The sequence below is a fragment of the Stenotrophomonas lacuserhaii genome (assembly GCF_014836545.1).
Taxonomy (GTDB): Bacteria; Pseudomonadota; Gammaproteobacteria; order Xanthomonadales; family Xanthomonadaceae; genus Stenotrophomonas; species Stenotrophomonas lacuserhaii.
Genome location: NZ_JACSQS010000002.1, coordinates 272,628 through 295,141, shown reverse-complemented (window position 1 = coordinate 295,141; position 22,514 = coordinate 272,628). Strand labels below are relative to the sequence as shown.

Below are 22,514 nucleotides of genomic sequence, written 5' to 3'. Positions count from 1 at the left end.
AGCGCCGGGCCATGCTCGGCGTGCATGAAGGCGTTACAGCGGCAGTTCGCCCTGCACCGCCTGTGCGCCCAGCCGCCATGCCAGCCCGGACAACCGGCTGGCGTGGCGCTGCAGGGCCTTCTCCAACACCTCCGCAGGCCCCGCCAGGTGCAGCCGCGTACGCGCCCGGGTCAGCCCGGTGTAGACCAGTTCGCGCGACAGCACCCGGCTGTCATGCCGTGGCAGCTGCAGCCACACTTCGTCGAATTCCGAACCCTGCGCCTTGTGCACGGTCATCGCGAATGCGCTTTCGTGCGCCGGCAGGGCCGCCGGGTGGAACGCGCGCGGATTCGCCAGGTCATCGCCCGGGAACCAGGCGGCAAGACCGCCGTCGGCATCGCGCAGGCAGATTCCCACGTCGCCGTTGAACAGGCGGTGGCGGTAGCTGTTCTCGGTCACCAGCAGCAGCCTGCCGTGGAAGTAGCCGGCGTTTGCCCCGGCCAACAGGGTTTCGATGCGATGGTTGAGCCCGCGCGCGCCCTGCGGTCCTTCGCGCAGCGCGGTCAGCACCCGCAGCCGGCCGGCCTGGGCCAGCGCGGTCGCCGGATCACCGCTGTCGGCAAGCGCGCGCCACTGCGCCAGCAGGTGCTCACGCTGCTCCAGCAGGGGATCCAGCAGGCCTTCGTGGAAGCTGACACCGGCCAGCGTGCCCTGCCGCAGCAACGTCAGCGCCGACACGCTGTCACCCTCGCGTACCGCCGTGGCCAAGGGGGCGAGGTCCAGCGCATCGCTCTGCCGGTAGCCGCGCTGCAACTGCACCCGGCGGCCGGCAAACGGGGTGGGCGGTGCTTCCGGTCGCAGCGTGGCCGCCGCCAGCAACGGCTGCAGCGCGCGTGCATCGTCATGCCGCGTGCCCTCGCCGTCGCCGCTGGCACGCAGGATGGCGCTGAGCACATCGCCCGCCTCCACCGAAGGCAGCTGGTCCGGATCGCCGAGCAGGATCAGCCGCGTCCCGCTGCCGATGGCCTCCACCAGCTTGGCCATCATCGGCAGGTCGATCATCGACGCTTCATCGACCACCACCACATCGAACGGTAGCGGATTGTCGGAATGGTGGCGGAAGCGCGGGGAATCCGGGATCACGCCGAGCAGCCGGTGCAGGGTGGTGCCACTGCTGGGCAGGGCCGTGCACAGCCCAGGCGCCAGGCCTTCGGCCTGCAGCCGCCGCACCGCCAGACGCAGGCTTTCAGCCATCCGTTCGGCGGCGCGCCCGGTCGGTGCGGCCAGCGCCACGCGCGGCGCCGGTTGGCCCGCCTGCACGGCGTGCGCGACCAGCAGCAGCAACAGCCGCGCGATGGTGGTGGTCTTGCCGGTACCCGGTCCGCCGGTCACCAAGGCCAGCGGGTGGCGCAGGCTCACCACCGCAGCGCGCGCCTGATGGTCGACACGGGCGGCGGCCTGCGGGAACAACTGCGCGAACAGCGGCGCGATCGCCTCCAGCGCCACCGCCGGCAACGGGTGCCGGCCGATGCGCTGCAGCCCTTCGGCCAGCTGCCTTTCATATTCGCGGTAGCGGCGCAGATAGACCAGGCCGTTTTCCAGCACCAGCGGCGCGTCAACGCTGATCGCATCGGCCTGCTCCGGGCGTGACACCCACGGCGAGTCGTGCAGCTCCTGCAACCACTGGCCGGGGCCCGGCCAGGTGAAACTGCCTTCTACCAGCCGCTGCGGTTGCCCCGGATCGAAGCCGGCGTGTCCCTGCGACACCGCCAGCGACGCCAGCGCGGCGGCGACCAGGATGGAAGGCGGGGTCTCCGGCCGCAGCCGCCCGAGGCTGAGCGCCAGCGCATGGTCCAGCGTGCGCAGCTGGCCGGCGTTCTTCAGTTCGACCAGCAGGCTCATGCCACGCCCCCCACCACGCGGGCGACCAAGGCCGCTTGGGCGGCGTCACCGCCGGCGAACAGGGCGTCCAGTGCATCCACCAGTGCAGGCTCGAAACGCGCTGCATGCACGCCCTCGCCGTCCACGCCCAGCCCGCGACAGAACAGGTAGCGGATGCCGCCCATGTCGCGCGCGTAGTCGTAGCGGCTGCCCAGCCGGAAACGCAGCCAGCGATGCAGGGCGAGGGTGTAGATCAAGGCCTGCAGGTCGTATTCGCTGTGGCGCATGGCTGCGCGCAGCAGCTCCGGCGTATAGCCCGGCAAACGGTTGGATTTGTAATCGAGCACGTACCAACGCCCTTCGCGCACGTAGGTCAGGTCGATCTTGCCGGTCATCAGCCCTTCCAGCTGGCGGCGCAGGCCGAAGCCCCGGCGCGCCGGCACGATGCCGAAGCGATGCAGCAGCTGCAGCAGGGCGGGCACCGCGGTGGGCTGCATGGCGAAGTGGAACTCGATTTCCGCGCGGCGCTGGGCAGCCGGAAGATCGTGCAGGGCACCGCCCTCGGGCAAGGGCACGGTCAGGGTGTGGCCGACCAGCGGTACCAGTACCTCGACGCCGTCGTCGAGGTCGGCATCGGCGTAGCCTTCCTCGCGCAGCGCCTTGCGCAGCACCGCAGCCTGGCCTTCCGGCGCCTGCTGGCCCGGCTGCCAGCCGCCCCAAGCGGCGAAGTCGGTGTTCTCCAGCGCGTCGTGCAGCACGTTGCCGAAGCGGCTGCCCATGAAACGCGGATCCACCGCGATGGTGTCCGGCTCACTGCCGGCCGGCAACGCCGGTTCCAGGGGAAGTTCGGCACCGGCCGGTTCGTCGGCGGCGGGCGCGGGCACTTCGGTGGCGGCCGCATCGATCTCCTGGCCGGCATCGGCGTTGGCCAGCTGGGTGAAGCTGTACACCCACCAGTCGTGTGGCACCCGCCGTTCGATCGAACGCACCGGCGGCAGCTCGCCTTCGTCTTCCATCGCCAGCTGCGCAGGCCGGGTTGCCGGCGCGCGTTCATCGACCAGGATATCGGCGTGGGTCGCCAACGCCGACAGGTCGCCCAGCATCGGCGCCAGCCGGGTCTTCGCCAGCCCGGCCAGGTCGCCGACGGCGATCCACAGCGCTTGCTCGGCGCGGGTCAGTCCCACGTACAGCAGGCGCGCATCCTCGGCGCGCTGCTCCTGGTCGCGCAGCGAGGTGGCCGCGTCCCAGGCCGCGTCCTTGTCCAGCTTCCAGTGCAGTACGCGGCGATCCTGCGCGTGCACGGTGCAGTTGCTGGCGGTGTTCGGCGCGCCGCCGTCGATGCCGACGAACGGCAGGTAGACCAGCGGGTATTCCAGGCCCTTGCTCTTGTGCAGGGTGATGATCTGTACCCGGCGCGCGTCCGATTCCAGCCGCAGCAGCTGCTGTTCGTCGTTCTGGTCGGCATGCGCCATCTGGCCCTGCAGCCAGTCCAGCAGGCCGTGCATGCCCAGCGCCTGGGCCGACGCCTCCTGCAGCAGCTCGCCCAGCTGCAGGTAATTGGTCAAGCGGCGTTCGCCATCCAGCAGCGCCAGCAGGCGTTCGGCCTGGCCGGCGCAGGCATCGGCGATCACCGCGAACGGTCCGCCGCGGGTCCAGCGTTCGCGCCACTGCAACAGCTGCGCCTGGTAGCCGCGCTGCACATCGCCGTCGCGTTCCATGCCGGCGATCGCTGCGGCGTCCTGGCCCAGCAGCACCGTCGCCAGTGCAGCGCGCAGGCGCCCTTCATCGGCCGGCTGCAGCAGGGCCATCAGCAGCGCGCGCAGGTCCTGCGCTTCGGTGGTGGCAAACAGGCTCTGCTTGCCCGCGGCAACGGCGGGAATACCGGCCGCGGCCAGTCCCCGCTGCACCAGGGTGGCTTCGCGGTGCGAACGCACCAGCACCGCGATGTCGCCCGGCTGTACCGGGCGACCGCGCAGTTCGGCGCGTCCGGCGCGTGCGTCCACCAGCACCTGGTGGATGTCGGCCACGCAGGCGGCGCAGGCCACCTCGCGTGAGGGATCGGCGTTGAACGGGCGCCCGCCTTCGTTGCGCAGCACGCGCAGGGTCAGGCCCGGTGCCGGCTGGCCATCGCGCAGGTAGTCCGCGTCGATGCGCACGCCACCGGCGGCCACCGGTTCGAACGGGATGCCCTCGTCCAGGAAAGCGGTGGGCCCGGCGTTGTCGTACAGCGACTGCAGCGCACGCAGCACGCTGGGGCGCGACCGGAAATTGCGGTCCAGCGCCGGCGCGACCTGCGCCCCGCGCTTGGCCTTGAGATAGGTGTGGATGTCACCGCCGCGGAACCCGTAGATCGCCTGCTTGGGGTCCCCGATCAGGAACAACGCGGGCGCCAGCCCGGCCTCGCGCGTTGCGGCGCTGTCGCCGAACACGGTATGGAAGATGCCCCATTGGCGATCATCGGTGTCCTGGAATTCGTCGACCAGCGCGATGCGGTACTGGCTGCGCAGCTGCCGCACCAGAGTGTCGCGGTGCGGGCCGGCGAGCGCGTTGGCCACCCCATCGATCAGGTCGTCATAGGTCTGCACGCGACGTACGCGCTTGAGCGCATCCAGCCGCTGGCGCGCTTGCGCACGCAGGCCGTGCAGGAAATTGATCGCGCGGCCACGCAGCCAGTCCAGCCGCGCCTGACGGGCCTGCAGGTAGTCCTGCAGCGCAGGCTGCAATGGCGATGCCGGCGTGCGGCCGGCATGCGCCTTGTTGGTCTTGCCTTCCAGCGCCGCGGGCAGCAGCGCAGCCAGGCGTTCGCTGTCGAGCACCGTGGCCGGCCCGTCGTGCAGCGCCCAGTCGCGCAGCTGCGAACACAGCGGCTGCAGCCAGGTCAGTCTGTAGGAGGCGCCGTTGAGCCACTTGGCATCCACCGCTTCGCACAACGCTGCGAAGAAGGCATCACCGTGATCGGTGATGGCCTGGCGCAGCGCATCGGTTACCTGTTGCAGCCGCGGCGTCGGATCCTCACCGATCACGGCCGCTGGCGGCAGCAGCGGCAACGGCTTCAACAGGTCAGGCAGGTCACCGGCCAGGGCTTCGGGGTTCTTCCACAACCAGGTCAGCGCGTCGATCGCGGTGGCATCACTGGCATGCACGCGCCACAGGTCGGCGGCCAGCTCTTCCAGCAGCGCACGCTCGCTGGCCAGCAGCTCGGGGGGGTCGAAGGTATGCCCGCTTTCCAGCGCATGCTCGCGCAGCACGCGGGTGCAGAAGCCGTGGATGGTGAAGATCGCGGCGAGGTCGATCTCATCGGCGGCAACCTGCAGGCGGCGCTGCAGCGCCGCGGCGCTTTCAGTCCCGGTCTCCAGGTGTCGCTGCAGCACCCAGCGGGTCAGCAGCACGTCCGGGGTATCGTCGTCGGCCGGGGCGCGGTCCACCAGCTGCGCGGCCAGCGCCAGCCGTTCCCGGATGCGCTTGCGCAGCTCCTGGGTGGCCGCATCGGTGAAGGTCACCGCCAGCACCTGGCCGATGCGCAGGCCCTGTTCCACCACCAGCCGGGTGAACAGCGTGGCCAGGGTAAACGTCTTGCCGGTGCCGGCGCTGGCTTCGATCAGCTGCACCCCGTGCAGCGGCAGCGCCAGGTACGGATCATCGTGCAGCGTGTCCATGTCGTTGTTCATGCGCCGCCCTGCCCGGCTTCATCGCGCAGCGCGCGGCCTTCGCGCACCGCGCTGAACACCACGCGGCTGATATGCAGCAGGTCGGCGAAGCTGGCCTCGTCCTTGAACGGATCCTGCCCGCGCAGTGCAAGCTGGATCGCCTCGCCCTGCGCTTCGCCCCAGCTGCGCTCCGAGCCGTGCCAGCGCTTGGCGCCTTCGCTGAACTGCTTTTCCGCAGGCGTCGTGTGCAGGGTCCAGCCGGTGTAGGGGCCGAATGGCAGCGGCTCACGCAGGCCGCGCGTGCGCAGTTGCAGCAGGCTGCGCAGTGCATCCCGTGCCTGGGCGGGCGGCAAGGCGGGCAACAGGTGCGGGCCCACGCCGTTCTCGCCTTCATCGTGGAACTGCACCAGCGGCAGTGCATCGCCGGCAGCGTTGGCCAGCAGCCAGTCCAGCCCATGGCGGATCGCCGCATTGCCGTTCAGGCTTCCGGTGCGCAGGCGCACCAGGCCTGCGGGGTGGCGGTCAGCGACCCGGCCGTGCAGGCGCACACCGTCGATGTCGACCTCGTAGCGGCGGCTTTCCAGCGGTGCATTCCCCAGCCACTCGCGCAGTGCCAGCGCGTACGGGCGCGCCTGCGCCTGCAGCGCATCGAAACCGCGCTCGCCCAGTGCACCGGACGGCAGCAGCGCACGCGCGCGCAACCGCGGGTACAACGGTACGTCGTCCTCCTGCAGCGTGGCCCGCACCACCGCCAGCTGCACGCTGCGCGCTTCGGGGCTGCGTTCGGACAGCACCAGCGGCTCCACGTCGTCGGTTTCCTGCAGGTCGCCGGGCAGGCGCAGACCCAGCGACAACGACAGGAACTGGCCGGCGGGATCGACCAGGAAGCGGCGCAGTTCATCCAGCGACAGCCGCGACTCCAGCGGTTCGGTGGTCGCCACCGGCGCGGGCAGCGGCGTGCTGATCCAGGCCGGCAACTGGCCACGGGCGCCGCCGACGGTGGCCGCGGCGGGATGCCATTGGCGGCGATAGCTGAAACGGCGCGGATCGCCGCCGCCGAACGCGGCCGGCGAGAACGGCTGCAGGGCGTGCCGCACCACGAACTGCCGGGCGGCCTCGCGCGGTTCGGCGTGGTACTGCATCGCCGCCTCGATCAGTTCACTGACCAGCACCGAGGGCTCGCGCACGCTGCCGTCGCGCGGGTCCGCGCCGAGGTAGCTCAGGTAGAACGCATCCTGCGCGGCGGCGAACAGCTGCAGGAACAGGAAGCGATCATCCTCGCGCAGCGAACGGTCGCCCGGGCGGCGGCGCGCGCTGTCCAGTTCGGCGGTGAGCTGGTTCAGTCCGGCCGCCGGGTCGCGTCGCGGGAAGTCGCCATCGTTCAGGCCCAGCACGCAGATCACCCGGAACGGCAGCAGGCGCATCGGCACCATGCGACCGAAGCTGATGCCACCGGTAAGCAGCGGCGCGCGCGTATCGGCCTCGGCCAGGGCACCGGCGAAATGCGAGCGGATCACCTCGGCCGGGACGCGGCCGTCGAATCCGGCCTTGTCCGCGTCTTCGGCGAACTGGTTGATCAGCCGACGCAGGCGTTCCAGCGCACGCTGGCTATTGGGCGAGGACGGCGGGGTCGGCAGCAGCGCGTCGAGCAGGCCCAGCAGGCGCTGCCGCCACTGCGCCGGTGACAGCGCTTCACCCAGCCGCTGCTGGTACACGGCCAACACGCGCAGCAGGCGCAGCAGCCGGTCCAGCGCCTCCAGCGCACTGCCTTCGAGTTCCGGCCACGGGGCCACGCCGGCGATGTCGCCGTCGCTGCCACTGGCGTGGCCGAGCAGCAGGCGGTCCAGCGCGAACTGCCAGGTGAAGGCATCGTCGGCCGGCGCCAGATGCTGGCGGCGGTGGTCCGCGCTGAGTCCCCAGCGCACGCCCGCCGCCTGCAGCCAGTCATGCAGGCGATCGAATGCGGCGGCATCCAGTCCGGCTGCTTCGGCCAGCGGCGCGCTGGCCAGCAGGTCCAGCACTTCGTTCAAGCCGAAGCGCGACACCGGCAGTCCCAGCAGGTGCACGAAGACATCGGCCAGCGGCTCGCCGGCCAGCGGGCTGGTGTCGGCCAGCGCATAGGGAATATGGTCTTCGCCGCCGCTGCGACCGCCGAACACCGCTTCCAGGTAGGGCACGTATGGATCGATGTCCGGTGCCAGCACGGCGATGTCGCGCGCCTGCAGCGGTGGGTCGAAGCGTGGATCCTGCAGCAGGCCCCGCAGCTGGTCATGCAGCACCTGCAGTTCGCGCAGGCGGGTATGGCAGGCATGTACCTGCAGGCTGGGATCGTCCAGCCGCAACGCCGGCAACGGCGGGCCCGAAGGCAGGCCACGGCGGTGGAAGAGGTCGCGCTGCAGCCGGTGCAGCAGGCTGTCGGACAGGCCGCCCTGGTCCATCGGCGGGCGCACGTCGTCCTCGGGATCATCGTAGGCGCCGATCTCCCCGGACGGATGCACCACTTCGTAGCTGCCCAGCACCGCCATGAAATCGCGCCCGGCCGCACCCCAGGCTTCCAGCAGGCGGTTCTCGCCGGCGGCCTCGCCGAACGGATCCGGCGCGCCGCTGCGCAGCTTTTCGCCCAGCGTCTGCAGGTCGCCCCAGTAGGCCTGCACCGGCGTGGGCAGGTAGAAATGCAGCTCGCCCACGCGCGCCTGGGTGGCCATCACCCGCAGCACGTCCGGCGAAATGTTCAGCGTGGCGAACGCGGACAGGCGCAGTGGCAGGCCCTGCGGCAACGGTTTGCCGGCGCCTTCGAACTGCTCCAGGTAGGCCTGGATGCGGCGCGCGCGGTAGCCGCGTCCCTGGGCGATGGCACGCCACAGGATCGCCTGTGGATCCTGCCGATCGGCACCGGCGTCCCAGCGCAGCAGCCAGTCGCGGCGCCACGCCTGGTATTTCTCGAACACGCCGGCCAGCTCGCCGGCCAGCGCCCACGGCTTCAGCGGATCGCCGCCGGACAGGTAGCTGTGCAGCGCGCGCATCGGCGGCTGCGCCATCAGATGCTCATCGCCAAGCGCGGCATACAGGCGCCAATGCAGGGCCGCCGCGTCCAGGTCCTCGGCCTCGCCGGGAACGTTGGCGTTCAACGCGCGCGCCACGAACTCTCCGGGGGTCAGGAACTCCAGGTTGGCGGCCACGCCGTATTCGGCCGCCAGGGTGGACTGCAACCAGCGCCGCATCGCCACCTGCGGGATCAGCACCACTTCCGGGTCCAGCAGCGGCTGGCCAGGCAGCGGCGCGCGCACGTGCCGCGCCAGCAACGCGGCCAGCACGTCCAGCGAGTTGGAATGGTAAAGACGGAAATCGCTGGAGGGGTCGCTCATTGCCTACAGTTTGCCGTAGCAGCGCGGTAAATGAATGCCCGACGCATCCGCGCTGCCGATCGCCTCCTGCGGATTGTTCCGCCGGGCTGCTTCGACTGTCCCGGAGCGGCTGCGCCCCTACCGCAACGACGCATGCGACAATACTGGACGGTCCAGTACGCTTATGTTCAGCGCCACGCCCTGATCCTTCACGTTGGAAAATTGTTAAATGGTGCCCATGCAGGCTTCCACCACTCCTCTGGTGCAGTTGACCAACGTCCGCATCGAGCGCGGCGGACGCACGATCCTGCGCGATGTGTCGCTGCAGGTCCCGCAGGGCAGCATCACCGCCGTGCTCGGTCCGTCCGGCAGTGGCAAGTCGACCCTGCTGGCCGCGCTGACCGGTGAGCTGCGTCCGGTGCAGGGCGATGTCACCCTGTTCGGCAAGCCGATCCCGACCGGCAACCGCGACCTGCTGGAAATGCGCAAGAGCGTCGGTGTGCTGCTGCAGGGCAACGGGCTGCTGACCGACCTCACCGTGGGCGAGAACGTGGCGCTGCCGCTGCGCGCGCATACCCGGCTGCCGGTCGCCGTGCGCGAGCGCCTGGTGCAGATGAAGCTGCATGCGGTGGGCCTGCTGTCGGCCGGTGATGCCTGGCCGCGTGAACTGTCCGGCGGCATGGCACGCCGCGTCGCGCTGGCCCGCGCGCTGGCACTGGACCCGCCGCTGATGATCTACGACGAGCCGCTGACCGGGCTGGACCCGATTGCCTCCGGGGTCATCATGAGCCTTATCCAGCGCCTCAACCACAGCCTGGGACTGACCAGCATCATCGTCAGCCACCACGTGCACGAAACGCTGCCGATCTGCGATCAGGTGATCGCCATCGCCAACGGTGGCGTGGTGTTCCAGGGCAGCCCGGCCGCGCTGGAAGCCAGCCAGGATCCGTTGCTGCAGCAGTTCCTGCACGGCCGTCCGGATGGCCCGATCCCGTTCGACGCCGCGCCCCGCGCGAGGACTGCCTGATGCCCTTCGTTGCCGCCACCCGCTCGCTGGGCCGCGCCGGTCTGTTTTCGTTGACCGTGCTGCGCGGCTCGCTGCCGACCGCCGATTTCCTGGCCGAACTGACCCGCGAGATCTACAAGATCGGCGCGCGCTCGCTGCCGATCATCGCCGTCGGCGGGGCCTTCGTCGGCCTGGTGCTGACCCTGCAGGGCTACCGCACGCTGACCACCTTCGGCGCTGCCGATGCACTGTCCACGCTGCTGGGCCTGTCGCTGTACCGCGAGCTGGCGCCGGTGCTGACCGCGTTGCTGTTCATCGGCCGCGCCGGCAGTTCGATCGCCGCCGAACTTGGCCTGATGCGCGCCACCGACCAGATCAAGGCGCTGGAGCTGATGGCCATCGACCCGATCGCCAAGGCCGTGGCCCCGCGCTTCTGGGCGGCGGTACTTACCGTGCCGCTGCTCACCGGGGTGTTCTGCTCGCTGGCGATCTCGGCCAGTTACTTCGAAGCGGTACACCTGCTGGGCCTGGACAACGGCGTGTTCTGGTCGGCGCTGCGCAACAGCGTGGACTTCTGGAACGACTTCGGCGTGGCGATGCTGAAATCGGCCATCTTCGGCGGCACCGCGGCGCTGGTGGCTTCGTACGTGGGCTTCCACGCCGAGCCGACCATCGAAGGCACTTCCGTCGCCACCACCCGCGCGGTGGTCAATGCCTCGCTGCTGGTGCTGATGTTCAACTTCGTGCTGTCGGCCATGCTGTTCCAATAACTGTATTCCTTCCTGGTTCCGGCGCTTGCCAGCGCGGGAACGACCTGAAACTTCCGCCCTGGATATACCGGGGCACTTGTCAAAAATGGTGAAATGAACATGGCCATCCGCGGTCCCAGACTGGAATTTTCCGTCGGCGCCTTCCTGCTGCTGGCACTGGCCTCGCTGTTGGTACTGGCGGTCGCTTCGACCAACCAGCGCTGGGGCCTGGGCGGTAGCGGCTACGAGTTGAAGGCCCGTTTCTCGCAGATCGGCCAGTTGCGCAAGCAGGCGCCGGTGAAGATCGGCGGGGTCAACGTCGGCCAGGTGGCGGCCATCGACCTGGATCCGGTCAAGTTCGACTCCATCGTCACCATCAAGATGGACGGCAAGTTCAAGGACCTGCCGGCCGACACCTCCGCCGGCATCTTCACCAGCGGCCTGCTCGGCGAGAGCTATATCGGCCTGCAACCGGGCGGCGATCCGGACGTACTGAAGGCCGGCGATGAAATCGTGTTCACCCAGCCAGCGGTAGACCTGATCCAGCTGGTCGGCAAATACATGTTCAGTGGTGGCGGCGCCGGTGGCGACGCAGCACCGTCCAACCCATCCCACGACGGCGCGCCCGCGCCCGCTACGGAAACCCAACCATGAGAATGAAACTGCTCCCGCTCCTGCTCGCTTCGACCCTGCTGGCCGCCGCTCCGCTGATCGCATCGGCGCAGGCGCCTGCCGCTGCCGCCGCCACCCAGGGCCAGGCCGGCAAGACCGTGATCGATGCCAGCACCCGCATCATGACCACCCTGCAGCAGCGCAAAGCCGAGTTCAGCAAGGACCCGACCGCGCTGCGCAACTTCATCAACAGCGAGCTCAACCGCACCTTCGACCGCGATTACGCGGCACGCCTGGTGCTGGGCGCGCATTCGCGCGGCGCCTCCGATGCGGACATCAAGCTGTTCGCCGATGCGATGGCCGACAACCTGATGCAGCGTTACGGTTCGGCCCTGCTGAACATCCAGGGCCGGCCGAGCTTCCGCCTGAAGGGCGAGAGCCCGTTGCCGGGCAACCGCGGCGTGCGCGTGGCCACCGAACTGGTGCGCTCGGGTGACCAGCCGACCCCGGTCGAGTACCTGATGCGCAACACCGATGGCCAGTGGAAGATCTTCGACGTCAACATCGAAGGCATCTCCTACGTGCAGACCTTCCGCAACCAGTTCGACGCCCCGCTGCGCCAGAAGGGCATCAAGCAGGTCGCCACCGAGCTGCGCAGCGGCACCATGCAGGCCGGAACCCCGGGCAATGGCAAGTAACAGCGCCCAGGCCCGGCTGGACCAGGGCACCCTGCATCTGTCCGGCGTGCTGGACCGCAGCGCGGTGATCGCGCTGTGGCCGCAGCTGCAGTCACTGGGCGATGCTGCACAGGCGCTGGACCTGACCGATGTGCCGCGCGTGGACAGCGCCGGCGTGGCCCTGCTGGCCGAACTTGCCGCGCGAGCGCGGCAGCAGGGACGGACGCTGGCCATCAACGGCTCGCCGGCCGGCCTGACCGAACTGGAGGCGGCCTATCGGCTGTCTGCAGACCTTGATTTCAATGCCCCTTCTGCCGCGAGCTGACATGAACGTCGTACGCATACTCCCCCTGTTCGTCCTGGTCGCCACGCTCAGTGCGTGTGCGGCCAAACCGGCCCGTGACAGCGCCCCCAGCGCCGGCACCGTGGTCCCTGCAACCCAAGCGCCGGTCGCCGATGCAGCTCCCGCCCCGGTCGTCGACGATGCGTCCGCCAGCGCCGACGCCGCGCCGGTCGCAGGGTCGCCGACGCCCGCCGCCGCGGCGCGGCCCTCGGTGGATGCCGATGGTGATGGCACGCCCGATGCCACCGAAGACGACTTCGCCGCGCTGTACGGCAGCGATGGGGTCAGCGGTGGATCCGCAGCCGCCTACGATCCGTGGGAACCGCTCAACCGCCGCGTGCACCGCTTCAACGTGGTGGTGGACAACGCCGTCGCGCGTCCACTGGCCACGGCCTACACCAACGTGGTGCCGCGCTTCGCACGCACCGGCGTGAGCAATTTCTTCAGCAACATCCGCTCGCCGGTGACCATCGTCAACCAGTTCCTGCAGGGCCGTCCGGACGATGCCTGGGACACCATGGGCCGCTTCCTGATGAACAGCACGCTGGGCATCGGCGGCCTGTTCGATCCGGCCAGCAAGGCGATGATCGCCAACCGCAAGGAAGACTTCGGCCAGACGCTCGGTGCGTGGGGCTGGCGTCCGTCGCGCTACGTGGAACTGCCGTTCTTCGGGCCGCGTACCGTGCGTGATGTGTTCGGCCTGGCCGGCGACATTCCGCTTTCGCCGATCCGCCAGATCGAAGAAGACAAGGTGCGCATCGGCCTGCAGGGCCTGCAGCTGGTTGACGCGCGTTCGCAGCTGCTGGCCGCTGATGACATCCGTTCCAGCGCCGTGGACGAGTACGCCCTGGTGCGTGATGCGTGGCTGCAGCGCCGCAACTACCAGATCGAGAACGATCTGCGCGGCAAGCATGCACGTGGCAAGGACGATCTGGATTCGCCGATCCCGGTGGATGCGATGCCGATGCCGCAGTGGGGCAACTGACGGGCATTGCAGCGAACGGCTGAGCCCCTCGTGGCGGTTCGCTTGGGGCGGTTTACGGTGTGGGGGCCGGGCAATGGGCTTGGTCGGGGGACGGCAAAAGCCGCATCCTGCGGGCCTCGTTTCACGGGTTCACGCCATCGCATTCGCGCTGCCGCTCCCACGCTTTGCTGCGCAAACCGTGGGCCCCGTCTCACCACTATCCACACCCCGCCGCTTCGCGGCCGCCCCTGACTCAGGGGCTCCCTCCACCAGAGGGGCCACGGGGACCTCCGGTAGCGCCGACCCATGGTCGGCGGAATGTTCCCGCCAACGGCCCGCTGCGCTCGCCGACCATGGGTCGGCGCTACTGCTTTTCTTTCTCTCTTCTACGTGGCGGGACGCGCGCGCGGACGGTCAGGGCCGGGTGGGAGGGGTTGGTGGGGGCGTGGAGCGCCAGGGATGGCGCGACACGAGGCCCGCAGGAGCGGCTCTTGCCGTCCCCCACCAACTCCTCCCGCCCGGGCCCAGCCCAACAAACCGCGCAGTTCGCGCCCCACCACGAGGGGCTGCGCCGTTCGCGGACTCAGGCCGCCAATGCGGCGTCCACGGCTTCGCGCACGCGTGCGTCGTCCGCGGTTACATCCGGGGCGAAACGGGCGATGACCTGGCCGTCGCGGCCGATCAGGAACTTCTCGAAATTCCACAGGATGCCCGGTGCCGGCCGGGCCAGGTCCTTGGCCGCCAGGCGTTCGCGCATCGGACCTTCGCCGATCGCCTGCGGTTGGGCGGCGATCAGCTGCTGGTACAGCGGATGCACGTCATCGCCGGCCACGCTGATCTTGGCGAACATCGGGAAACTCACGTCATAGGTCAGCTGGCAGAACTGCTGGATGTCCGCTTCGCTGCCCGGCTCCTGGCCGAGGAAGTTGTTGGCCGGGAAACCGAGGACTTCAAGGCCCTGCGCCTGCTTTTCCACGTACAGCTTCTGCAGGCCTTCGTACTGCGGGGTCAGGCCGCACTTGGAGGCGACGTTGACCACCAGCAGCACCTTGCCGCGGTAATCGGCCAGCGAGGCCGGCTGGCCTTCGATGGTGGTGACGGGAACATCCTGGATCGACTGGGTCACGGCGGACTCCTGGTTGGAGGTTGAAAGGGAGGCATCACGCAGGGGACGCGCGGCAGCGCGCGCTCAATCCACGCAGATCGTGCCCTGGGCAACGCCGCCGTCGATACGCTGGCGGCAGCCGAAGTTTTCGCTGGCATCGCGCTGGCAGACACCGGAGGCCGGCGAACCGGCAACCACCTCACCGATGGCCAGGCACTGGCCGCTGCAGTCGGCCTTGGCATTGCACGTCTTGCCGGCATCGGCATACGGCACGACGCACTGCACGCGCTGCAGGCGACCCAGCGGGCGCAGCTCGCCGCCCTTGGCGGTACAGGCGGCGGCGTCCAGCGCGGCCACGGCCGGTACCGTGTCGGCGGCCGTCGTGGCAGCACCCGGGCGGCTGCCACCGAAAGCACAACCGGCAAGGGAGGTCACCAGCAACAGGCTGGCCAGCAGGGAAAGGCGCATCGGCGGTATCCATGAGGGTGCGAGTGAGCCGCCGAGGATACCGAAGCGATGTGTCTACTCCCCGTCAGGCGCCACCAGTTGCTGCACGGTGTCCGGCTGCAGTTCAGGCGGCAACGCCTTCTTGGCCTTGCTGCCGAGCTCGGCCAATCGTCGCGCGCGGCTGATCGCCGAATGGCGCGAATCCTGCAGCCGGTTGCGCGCATTGGAGAAGGCGGCGGTGGCATCTTCGAGCTTCTTGCCGACGTTGTTGAAATCGGTCAGGAACGCCATCAGCGCGTCCAGCACCAGGCCACCGGCATCGCTGATCTGCAACGCCTGCTTCTGCACCTTGTCGCGCGTCCACAGCCGTTCGGCCACGCGCAGCAGCGCCATCAGCGTGTTGGGCGAAGCGAACACCACCTTGTTGTCGAAGGCATAGGTCTGCAGCGAAGGATCGGCCGACAGCGCCGCCGACAAGGCCCCTTCGATCGGCACGAAGGCGATGGTCACATCCAGCGTCTGTTCTTCGCCCATCGCCTTGGGATAGTTGCGTACGCCGAGGTCGCGCACATGCGCGCGCAGCGCGGTGGCATGCCGCAGCAGCGCTTCGCCGCTGGCTTCGGGGGTCACTGCGTTCATCGCTTCCTGCCACGCCACCAGATTGACCTTGCTGTCGACCACGATGCTGCGCTGGTCCGGGAAGTTCACCACCACGTCCGGGCGCAGGCGTTCGCCTTCGTCATCCACCACGTGCTGCTGGCGCTTGTAGTGCACGCCTTCTTCCAGCCCGGAGCCGCGCAGCACCGTTTCCAGCATCAGCTCGCCCCAGTCGCCGCGCACCTTCGCATTGCCCTTCAAGGCGTTGGTGAGGGCTGCGGCCTGCGAGGCCATGTCCTGGTTGAGCGTCTTCAGTTCGCCCACCGCGCCGAGCAGGCTGGCGCGTTCGCGGGCTTCTTCGGCGTACAACACGTCGACCCGGCCGCGGAACTCCTGCAGGCGTTCGGTGAAGGGTTTCAGCAGGTTCTCGATGTCCTGCCGCGACTGACCGGTGGCATGGCGTACGTTCTTCTCGAACTGTTGGCCGCGTTCTTCGAAGACCTTGCCGGCCAGTTCGGCGAAGGCGCCGCTCAGCTTCTCCTTGGCGCTGTCCAGGTAGGCGCGCAGTTCGTCACTGGCCTGCTGGGAGTGCTGCAGGTTGGCCTGCAGGCGGGTGTGCTCGCCGTGCAGCTGCTGGTAGCTTTCGCGCTGGGCCTGCAGCTGCTGCTGCGTTTCAGCCAGCTGTGCCTGCAGCTGCTGCAGGGCGTTGCCACGTTCGACCAGGCGGGTGTCACGCTCGCTGGCCAGTGCGGCGTCGCGTTCGATGCGGCCCTGTGCCGCGCTGAGTGCCTGCTGCGCTTCCAGTCCACGCCGGCGTTCGCCTTCGATGTCGTCCTGCAGCGACTGCAGGCGTCCACGCAGCTGGCCGGCGTCCACCTGCGCGGCCAGGCTGCGGTCGCGTTCTTCGGCCAGCGCCTGGCGCAATGCATCCAGCTCGTGGGTGTCGGTACCACCGCCGGAGCGGCGCAGCACCACCACCAGCAGGACAAGGATGACGGCCAGCAACAGCACGGCCAGTAGAGCAAGCGTCTGGGTTTCCATGCGCCTAGTTTAGGCGGGTGCCGTCTCATGCGCTGCGCCGGGGGGGTCGAACGGGTTGGACCCCCTCGCGGCTGGCAGCTTTCAAGCGGGATGTCGCGATCGGGCCCGGGCGGGTGGGGTTTGCAGGACACGCCGCAAGTACGTCCGTGTAGGCTGCGTCGCCGCATCCATGCGGCTCAGCGTCCTGCAAACCCCACCCGCCCGACCCGCTGACGGTTCCTGCGTGGTGCCGGCCGCGTTTGAAGAAGAAGAGAGAGGGGTCAGAGTCCTTTTGCGCGCAAAAGGACTCTGACCCCGGATGCATGGCGACGGGCTTACCAGCCTTCCAGCACGATCTTGCCCTTGGCTTTCTGGCTTTCGATCAGTGCGTGCGCGCGGCGCAGGTTGGCGGCGTTGATGCGGCCCAGGTTTTCGCCCAGCGTGGTGCGCAGTACGCCGGCATCGATCAGGCCGGCGACGCGGTTGAGCAGGGCGTGCTGCTGCTGCATGTCGGCGGTCTGGTGCAGCGGCCGGGCGAACATGAACTCCCAGTGCAGCGAGGCGCATTTGCGCTTCAGCGCCATCACGTCCAGTTGGCCGGGGTCGTCGATCAGGCCAAGCTGGCCCTGCGGTGCCAGCGCTTCGATGATCTGCGCGTAATGCTGGTCGGTGTGGGTCAGGCTGGCTACGTGCTCGACGTGCGCGATGCCAAGCCGCGCCAGGCCTTCGGACAGCGGCTGGCTGTGGTCGATGACATGGTGCGCGCCCAGCGCGTACACCCAGTCCTGGGTTTCCGGGCGCGAGGCGGTGCCGACCACGGTCAGCCTGGTCAGCTGGCGTGCCAGCTGCACCAGGATCGAGCCGACGCCGCCGGCCGCGCCGATCACCAGCAGGGTCTGGCCTTCGCCGGTGCCCTCGGCGATGCGCAGGCGGTCGAACAGCAGTTCCCAAGCGGTGATCGCGGTCAGCGGCAGCGCCGCAGCGCTGGCATCGTCCAGGCTGGACGGCTTGCGGCCGACGATGCGCTCGTCCACCAGCTGGTATTCGGCGTTGCTGCCGGCACGATCGATGGCGCCGGCGTAGTAGACCTCGTCACCGGGCTGGAACAGGGTGACCTCACTGCCCACCGCATCCACCACGCCCACGGCGTCGAAGCCGAGCACGCGCGGGCTTTCGGTGGCGGCGCTGCGGCGCACCTTGGCATCGACCGGGTTCACCGCCACTGCCTTCACTGCCACGCGCAGGTCGCGTGGGCCCGGGGTGGGGGTGTCCAGATCGATATCGACCAGCGATCTGGCGTCGTCCGGCGACAGGCCAGCGTGGGTATAGGCAACAGCGCGCATGGGGTGACTCCGCAGCGGGGGGAATACGCTCAGGATGGACGCTGCAGGTGACGCTGGAAAGGCGCAGAATCAGGCATCACTTTCTCTGTTGTGGTGAAAATGGTCCGGTTCGACGACCTGCAGCTTTTCGTGCGCACCGCGGCGCTGGGCAGTTTCAGCCGTGCAGCGCGCGAGGTCGATCTGCTGCCCGGTCAGGTGGCTGCGGCGATCGCGCGGCTGGAGCGCGAGCTCGACCTGCGGCTGTTCGTGCGCACCACCCGCAGCCTGCGCCTGACGGCTGAAGGCGCGCAGTACCTGCCTTATGCGCAGGAAGGCCTGGCAGCGCTGCGCGAAGGCCAGGCGCGGGTACAGGGTGAAGCCGCCGAACTGGCCGGCACCCTGCAGGTGGCGGCGCCATCGGACCTGGGCCGCAACGTGCTGCTGCCCTGGCTGACCGCGTTCCGCCGCGCGCATCCGCGGCTGCAGCTGCATCTGCAGCTTTCCGACCAAGTGGCCGACGTGTTCCGCGATCCGGTCGATATCGCCTTCCGGTTGGGCCGCTTCGACAACGCCAGCTATGTCGCCCTGCCGCTGCTGGCGGGCAACCGCCGCGTGCTGGTGGCGTCTGGCGCCTACCTGCAGGCGCACCCGGTACCGGACAGCCTGGATGCGCTGAAGGACCACGCCTGCCTGCTGTACCAGCTGGGCGGGCGCACCCACGACCGCTGGAGTTTCGAACAGGATGGCCGCCGCAGCGTGGTGCCGGTGCGGGGTGCGCTGCTGTGCGACGACGCCGACGTGGTGCGGCGCTGGGCGGTGGCCGGGGAAGGCATCGCCTACAAATCGTGGCTGGATGTCGGCGATGACGTGCGTGCAGGACGCCTGGAGGTGCTGCTGGACGGCCAGGGCGAGAGCCTGCCGTTGAACCTGGTCTGCCCGCACCGCAAGCAGTTTTCGCCGGCGGTGCGGCAGTTGCATGGGTTCCTGGGTGAGCGGCTGACGCCGTTGCTGCAAGGGTTGCCCACCGCCCGGTAGTGACGGCCGCTGGCCGTCACCGTGCTGCCGCTGCGCTCGCCGAGCATGGCTCGGCGCTACCGATCCCGTTGCCGCGGTAGTGACGGCCGCTGGCCGTCACTACAATGAAGCCCCCTGCGTTGAACGAGTAAGCCGCCATGCCGTGGATGGGCATCCAGGACCTGTGGACCTTCCTGGTCGCCGTTCTGGTGTTCCTGGCCCTGCCGGGTCCAGGCACCTTCACCCTGCTCACCGCCACCGGGCGCGGTGGCGTGCGGGGAGGCTACACGGCGTTGGCCGGCCTGCTGGTGGGCGACCAGATCCTGATGTGGCTGGCGTTGGCCGGCGTGGCCGCGCTGCTCAAAGCCAATCCGACCGTGTTCCATGCCGTGCAGTACCTGGGCGCGGCCTACCTTGTGTGGGTGGGCATCAGCCTGCTGCGCACGCCGAAAGCCGACGGCAGCGACCTGCCGGGCAGCGTGCGGCTGGCACCGGGCCACTATTTCCGCCAGGCGATCCTGGTCAGCCTGCTCAACCCGAAAGCCATCCTGTTCTACATGGCCTTCCTGCCGCTGTTCATCGACCCGCGCCAGCACCAGGGCGTGGCCACCTTCGCGGCACTGGCCGGGATCATCTTCGTGGTCAGCGTGGCGTACTGCTCGCTGCTGATCGGGGCAGGCAACCTGGCTCGCCGTCGGTTGATCCAGCATCCGCGCATCAGCGACTTGTTGCGGCGCGTGGCCGGGGTGTTCCTGCTGGGCTTCGGCATCCGGCTCGGACTGAATGGCTGAGGCATTGTGCCGATTCCGGCAGCGGTTGCCGGGTGCAGCGCCAAGCGGTTTGTCAATGAGCGTCCGTCAGTAGTAATGCTGCGCCGCATTCGGTCACACTCGGGCTCTTGTCGTTCCCAGTCACCACGAGGCCCGAATGTCTTTGCTCCGGCGCAAATCCCTGGATACCGTCACCGTCCATGAAGCCGGAAGGCAGCTGGTCCGCACACTGAGTTGGCCGCACCTGATCGCGCTGGGCATCGGCGCCATCGTCGGCACCGGCATCTATACGCTGATCGGTGTGGGCGCCAACCTGGCCGGCCCGGCGGTGTTGATCTCCTTCGCCATCGCCGGTGCGGTCTGCGCCTGCGCCGCGCTGTCCTATGCCGAGCTGGCAACGATGATGCCGGCCTCGGGCAGTGCCTATACCTACAGTTACACCGCGCTCGGCGAAATCTTCGCGTGGGTGGTCGGCTGGAGCCTGATCCTGGAGTACTCGCTGGTGGTGAGTACCGTGGCGGTCGGCTGGTCCGGCTACTTCGTCGGCTTCCTGGAATGGGTGAACAACCAGATGGGCATCGACATCCGCCTGCCGCTGGCGCTGTCGGCGGGTCCGCACGTGGAAGGGGGGTTGTTCAATCTGCCGGCCGTGCTGATCACCTGGCTGGTGGCGGGTGGCCTGATGCTGGGCACCAAGGAAAGCGCCACGCTCAACGCGGTGCTGGTGGTGTTGAAGATCATCGCGCTGGGCGTGTTCGTGGCGGTGGCGCTGCCCGCCTTCGACAGCGCCAACCTGCAGCCGTTCATGCCATATGGCTTCGCCAAAACGCTGGGCCCGGATGGGCTGGAGCGTGGCGTGATGGCGGCGGCGGCGATCATCTTCTTCGCTTTCTACGGCTTCGATGCGATCGCCACCGCCGCCGAAGAAACCAAGAATCCTGGCCGCGATCTGTCGATCGGCATCATTGGTTCGATGGTCGGCTGCACCATCATCTACATGCTGGTCGCGCTGGCCGCCGTCGGTGCGATGAGCTATGCGGTGTTCGGCAGCAGTGCCGAGCCGCTGGCGCTGATCATGCGCCAGCTGGGTCACCCGACCGCCGCGCTGATCATCGGCATCGTGGCCATCGTGGCCTTGCCCACCGTGCTGTTGGCTTTCATGTTCGGCCAGAGCCGGGTGTTCTTCGTCATGGGCCGCGACGGCATGCTGCCGCGCCGCCTGTCCAATGTCAGCAAGCGCACCGGCACGCCGGTGGCGACCACCTTGTTCAGTGCCCTGCTGGTATCGGCACTGGCCGGCGTGGCGCGGCTGGATGAAATCGCCGCACTGGCCAACGCCGGCACGCTGGCCGCCTTCACCGCAGTGGGCGTGTGCCTGGTGGTGATGCGCCGCCGTGAGCCGGACCGCGCACGTACCTTCCGCACGCCGCTGGCCTGGATCGTCGGCCCGGCGGCCGCGCTGGGCTGTGTGTACCTGTTCTTCAGCCTGCCGCAGAGCACGCAGTTGTATTTCCTGATCTGGAACATGATCGGGCTGGCGGTGTACTTCCTGTACAGCCGCCGCAATGCGGTGCTGGGCCGGTAGGTCATGCCGGCCGCTGGCCATCCATCCGGTGACGGCCAGCGGCCGTCACTACCGCGTGGTCAGGGGCGGGCGTAGTCCTGCGCCTGCTGCATCACCCGCAGCAGGTTGCCGCCCCAGATGCCGGCGATCTGCTTTTCGTCGTAACCGCGGCGCAGCAGCCAGGCGGTGATCTTCGGCAGCTGGCTGACATCGCGCAGGTCGGTCAGGCCGCCGCCGCCGTCCCAGTCCAGGCCGATGCCAACGTGTTCGGGGCCCACCACGTCGAGGATGTGGGCCATGTGCGCGAAGAAGTCATCCAGGCTGGCGTGGCGCATCGGGTACTGCCTGTCCAGCGCCTCTTCCCCGCGCTGCAGTTCCTCGCCCTGCGCGATGCTCATGCCTTCCCAACCGCCCAGCCGCTTGCTCAGCGCGTCTTCGGCGTCTTTGCGCTCGGGGCTTTTGCCGGGATCCACCAGATAGCCGCCATAGGCGTTCACCTGGATCACCCCGCCGGCCTTGGCCAGTTGGCGCAGGCGCGCATCGTCCAGATTTCGCGGGTGGTCGTGGATCGCCCTGGCTGAACTGTGCGACAGCACGAACGGTACCGGCATCATCGCGATGAGCTGGTCGAACACTGCATCGGACGCATGCGACTGGTCGATGACGATGCCCCGTTTCACCGCCTCGTTGACCAACGCACGGCCGGCCGGGCTCAGTCCGTTCCACTCCGGGCCCTTCGGGTTGGTGGCCGAATCGGCGAACTCGTTGGTGGCGAAGTGCACGGTGCTCAGCATGCGCAGCCCGGCCTGGTGGTAGAAGCCCAGCAGGCTGGGGTCGGCCACCAACGGACTGGCGTTTTCCATGCTGATGAACACCACGCGCTTGCCGCCGGCCTTGATCCGCACGGCATCGGCCGGGGTCAGCGCCAGCGCGAAGCGGTCGCCGTTGGCGGCCAGCATGGTGCGGATATCGAGCAACCGCTGCAGGCCGGCATCGCGGTCACGCTGATGGGCCGCGGCACTGCGGTCACCCTGGCCGGTGTAGATCGCCCAGAAGCCACCATCCAGCGCCCCTTCCACCATGCGCGGGTAATCCACCTGGGACAGCGCGTTGTGGTCATGGCGGTTGTCGATGTCGAAGCCATCGCGGGCGAAGTTGGCCGGCGTATCCAGATGGCTGTCCAGAGTCAGCAGGCGCTGCTGCAGAGACTTGGCGCGCTGCAGTTCGGCGGGGCTGAAATCGATGGCATGGACGGACAGCGGCGTGCTGAGCGCCAGGGCGAGCAGCAGCGGCAGGCGACGCAGGATCATGCAGGTCTCACCGGGGACGGGGAGACCTGACGATAGCCTGCGCGCCTCGGCGGGTCCATGTGACGACCAACGGTCGTCACCCACCGGGTTTGGTCGTCACCCACCGGGTTTGGTCGTCACCCACCGGGTTTGGTCGTCACCCACCGGCGTTGGTCGTCACCCA

General features: G+C 68.9%; 17 protein-coding genes. 9 read left to right on the top strand and 8 right to left on the bottom strand.

Annotated features, from left to right (window positions below; all coding sequences use genetic code 11):
• Nucleotides 1-33 precede the first annotated feature (33 nt).
• The 3 genes from recD to recC are packed head-to-tail and all read right to left on the bottom strand — an operon-like array spanning nt 34 to nt 8,872.
• Entirely contained in the window at nt 34-1,881 is a 1,848-nt protein-coding gene (gene recD, locus H9654_RS04155; protein ID WP_191769248.1) for an exodeoxyribonuclease V subunit alpha, read from the bottom strand.
• Nucleotides 1,878-5,528, bottom strand: a complete 3,651-nt coding sequence (locus tag H9654_RS04150) for a UvrD-helicase domain-containing protein (protein WP_225211860.1) — start codon at nt 5,526-5,528, stop codon at nt 1,878-1,880. The genes recD and H9654_RS04150 overlap by 4 nt, the downstream gene beginning before the upstream one ends.
• Nucleotides 5,525-8,872: an exodeoxyribonuclease V subunit gamma gene (recC, locus tag H9654_RS04145; RefSeq protein ID WP_191769246.1), complete on the bottom strand. Its 3,348-nt coding sequence runs from the start codon at nt 8,870-8,872 to the stop codon at nt 5,525-5,527. Before recC ends, H9654_RS04150 begins: the two co-directional genes overlap by 4 nt.
• Before the next feature lie 217 nt (nt 8,873-9,089).
• Between recC and H9654_RS04140 the strand changes: the two genes are divergently transcribed.
• From H9654_RS04140 to H9654_RS04115, 6 genes are all read left to right on the top strand, one after another.
• Nucleotides 9,090-9,878 (top strand): ABC transporter ATP-binding protein, encoded by a 789-nt coding sequence (locus tag H9654_RS04140; RefSeq protein ID WP_042612193.1) that lies wholly within the window; start codon nt 9,090-9,092, stop codon nt 9,876-9,878.
• The gene (locus H9654_RS04135) at nt 9,878-10,627 is read left to right on the top strand and encodes an MlaE family lipid ABC transporter permease subunit (RefSeq protein ID WP_042612164.1); all 750 of its coding nucleotides are present in this window, start codon (nt 9,878-9,880) and stop codon (nt 10,625-10,627) included. The genes H9654_RS04140 and H9654_RS04135 overlap by 1 nt, the downstream gene beginning before the upstream one ends.
• A gap of 99 nt (nt 10,628-10,726) precedes the next feature.
• On the top strand, nt 10,727-11,260 hold the full coding sequence (gene mlaD, locus H9654_RS04130) for an outer membrane lipid asymmetry maintenance protein MlaD (protein ID WP_191769293.1): 534 nt from the start codon (nt 10,727-10,729) through the stop codon (nt 11,258-11,260).
• The gene (locus tag H9654_RS04125; RefSeq protein WP_191769243.1) at nt 11,257-11,916 is read left to right on the top strand and encodes an MlaC/ttg2D family ABC transporter substrate-binding protein; all 660 of its coding nucleotides are present in this window, start codon (nt 11,257-11,259) and stop codon (nt 11,914-11,916) included. The genes mlaD and H9654_RS04125 overlap by 4 nt, the downstream gene beginning before the upstream one ends.
• Nucleotides 11,906-12,220 (top strand): STAS domain-containing protein, encoded by a 315-nt coding sequence (locus H9654_RS04120; protein ID WP_182656608.1) that lies wholly within the window; start codon nt 11,906-11,908, stop codon nt 12,218-12,220. Before H9654_RS04125 ends, H9654_RS04120 begins: the two co-directional genes overlap by 11 nt.
• A gap of 1 nt (nt 12,221) precedes the next feature.
• Nucleotides 12,222-13,223: an MlaA family lipoprotein gene (locus H9654_RS04115; protein ID WP_191769242.1), complete on the top strand. Its 1,002-nt coding sequence runs from the start codon at nt 12,222-12,224 to the stop codon at nt 13,221-13,223.
• A 562-nt stretch (nt 13,224-13,785) separates the two neighbouring features.
• Here H9654_RS04115 and H9654_RS04110 read toward each other — a convergent pair.
• The 4 genes from H9654_RS04110 to H9654_RS04095 form a co-directional block, all read right to left on the bottom strand.
• Nucleotides 13,786-14,328, bottom strand: a complete 543-nt coding sequence (locus H9654_RS04110) for a glutathione peroxidase (protein WP_101116046.1) — start codon at nt 14,326-14,328, stop codon at nt 13,786-13,788.
• Nucleotides 14,329-14,391: 63 nt separating this feature from the next.
• The gene (locus H9654_RS04105; RefSeq protein WP_191769240.1) at nt 14,392-14,775 is read right to left on the bottom strand and encodes a hypothetical protein; all 384 of its coding nucleotides are present in this window, start codon (nt 14,773-14,775) and stop codon (nt 14,392-14,394) included.
• Between the two features lie 54 nt (nt 14,776-14,829).
• The gene (gene rmuC, locus H9654_RS04100; RefSeq protein ID WP_191769238.1) at nt 14,830-16,392 is read right to left on the bottom strand and encodes a DNA recombination protein RmuC; all 1,563 of its coding nucleotides are present in this window, start codon (nt 16,390-16,392) and stop codon (nt 14,830-14,832) included.
• 314 nt (nt 16,393-16,706) lie between these two features.
• Complete coding sequence (locus tag H9654_RS04095; protein ID WP_191769237.1) at nt 16,707-17,714, bottom strand: zinc-binding alcohol dehydrogenase family protein; 1,008 nt, start codon at nt 17,712-17,714, stop codon at nt 16,707-16,709.
• Between the two features lie 93 nt (nt 17,715-17,807).
• On the opposite strand from H9654_RS04095, the gene H9654_RS04090 reads away from it, so the two are divergent.
• The 3 genes from H9654_RS04090 (at nt 17,808) to H9654_RS04080 (ending at nt 21,062) form a co-directional block, all read left to right on the top strand.
• Nucleotides 17,808-18,728: a LysR family transcriptional regulator gene (locus H9654_RS04090; protein WP_191769235.1), complete on the top strand. Its 921-nt coding sequence runs from the start codon at nt 17,808-17,810 to the stop codon at nt 18,726-18,728.
• Between the two features lie 137 nt (nt 18,729-18,865).
• Nucleotides 18,866-19,498 carry a leucine efflux protein LeuE gene (gene leuE, locus H9654_RS04085; protein WP_191769233.1) on the top strand — a complete coding sequence of 211 codons (633 nt, stop codon included), beginning with the start codon at nt 18,866-18,868 and terminating at the stop codon, nt 19,496-19,498.
• A gap of 136 nt (nt 19,499-19,634) precedes the next feature.
• Entirely contained in the window at nt 19,635-21,062 is a 1,428-nt protein-coding gene (locus H9654_RS04080; RefSeq protein ID WP_191769231.1) for an amino acid permease, read from the top strand.
• Nucleotides 21,063-21,121: 59 nt separating this feature from the next.
• Here H9654_RS04080 and H9654_RS04075 read toward each other — a convergent pair whose 3' ends face one another.
• Nucleotides 21,122-22,351 carry a dipeptidase gene (locus tag H9654_RS04075; RefSeq protein WP_191769229.1) on the bottom strand — a complete coding sequence of 410 codons (1,230 nt, stop codon included), beginning with the start codon at nt 22,349-22,351 and terminating at the stop codon, nt 21,122-21,124.
• Nucleotides 22,352-22,514 lie beyond the last annotated feature (163 nt).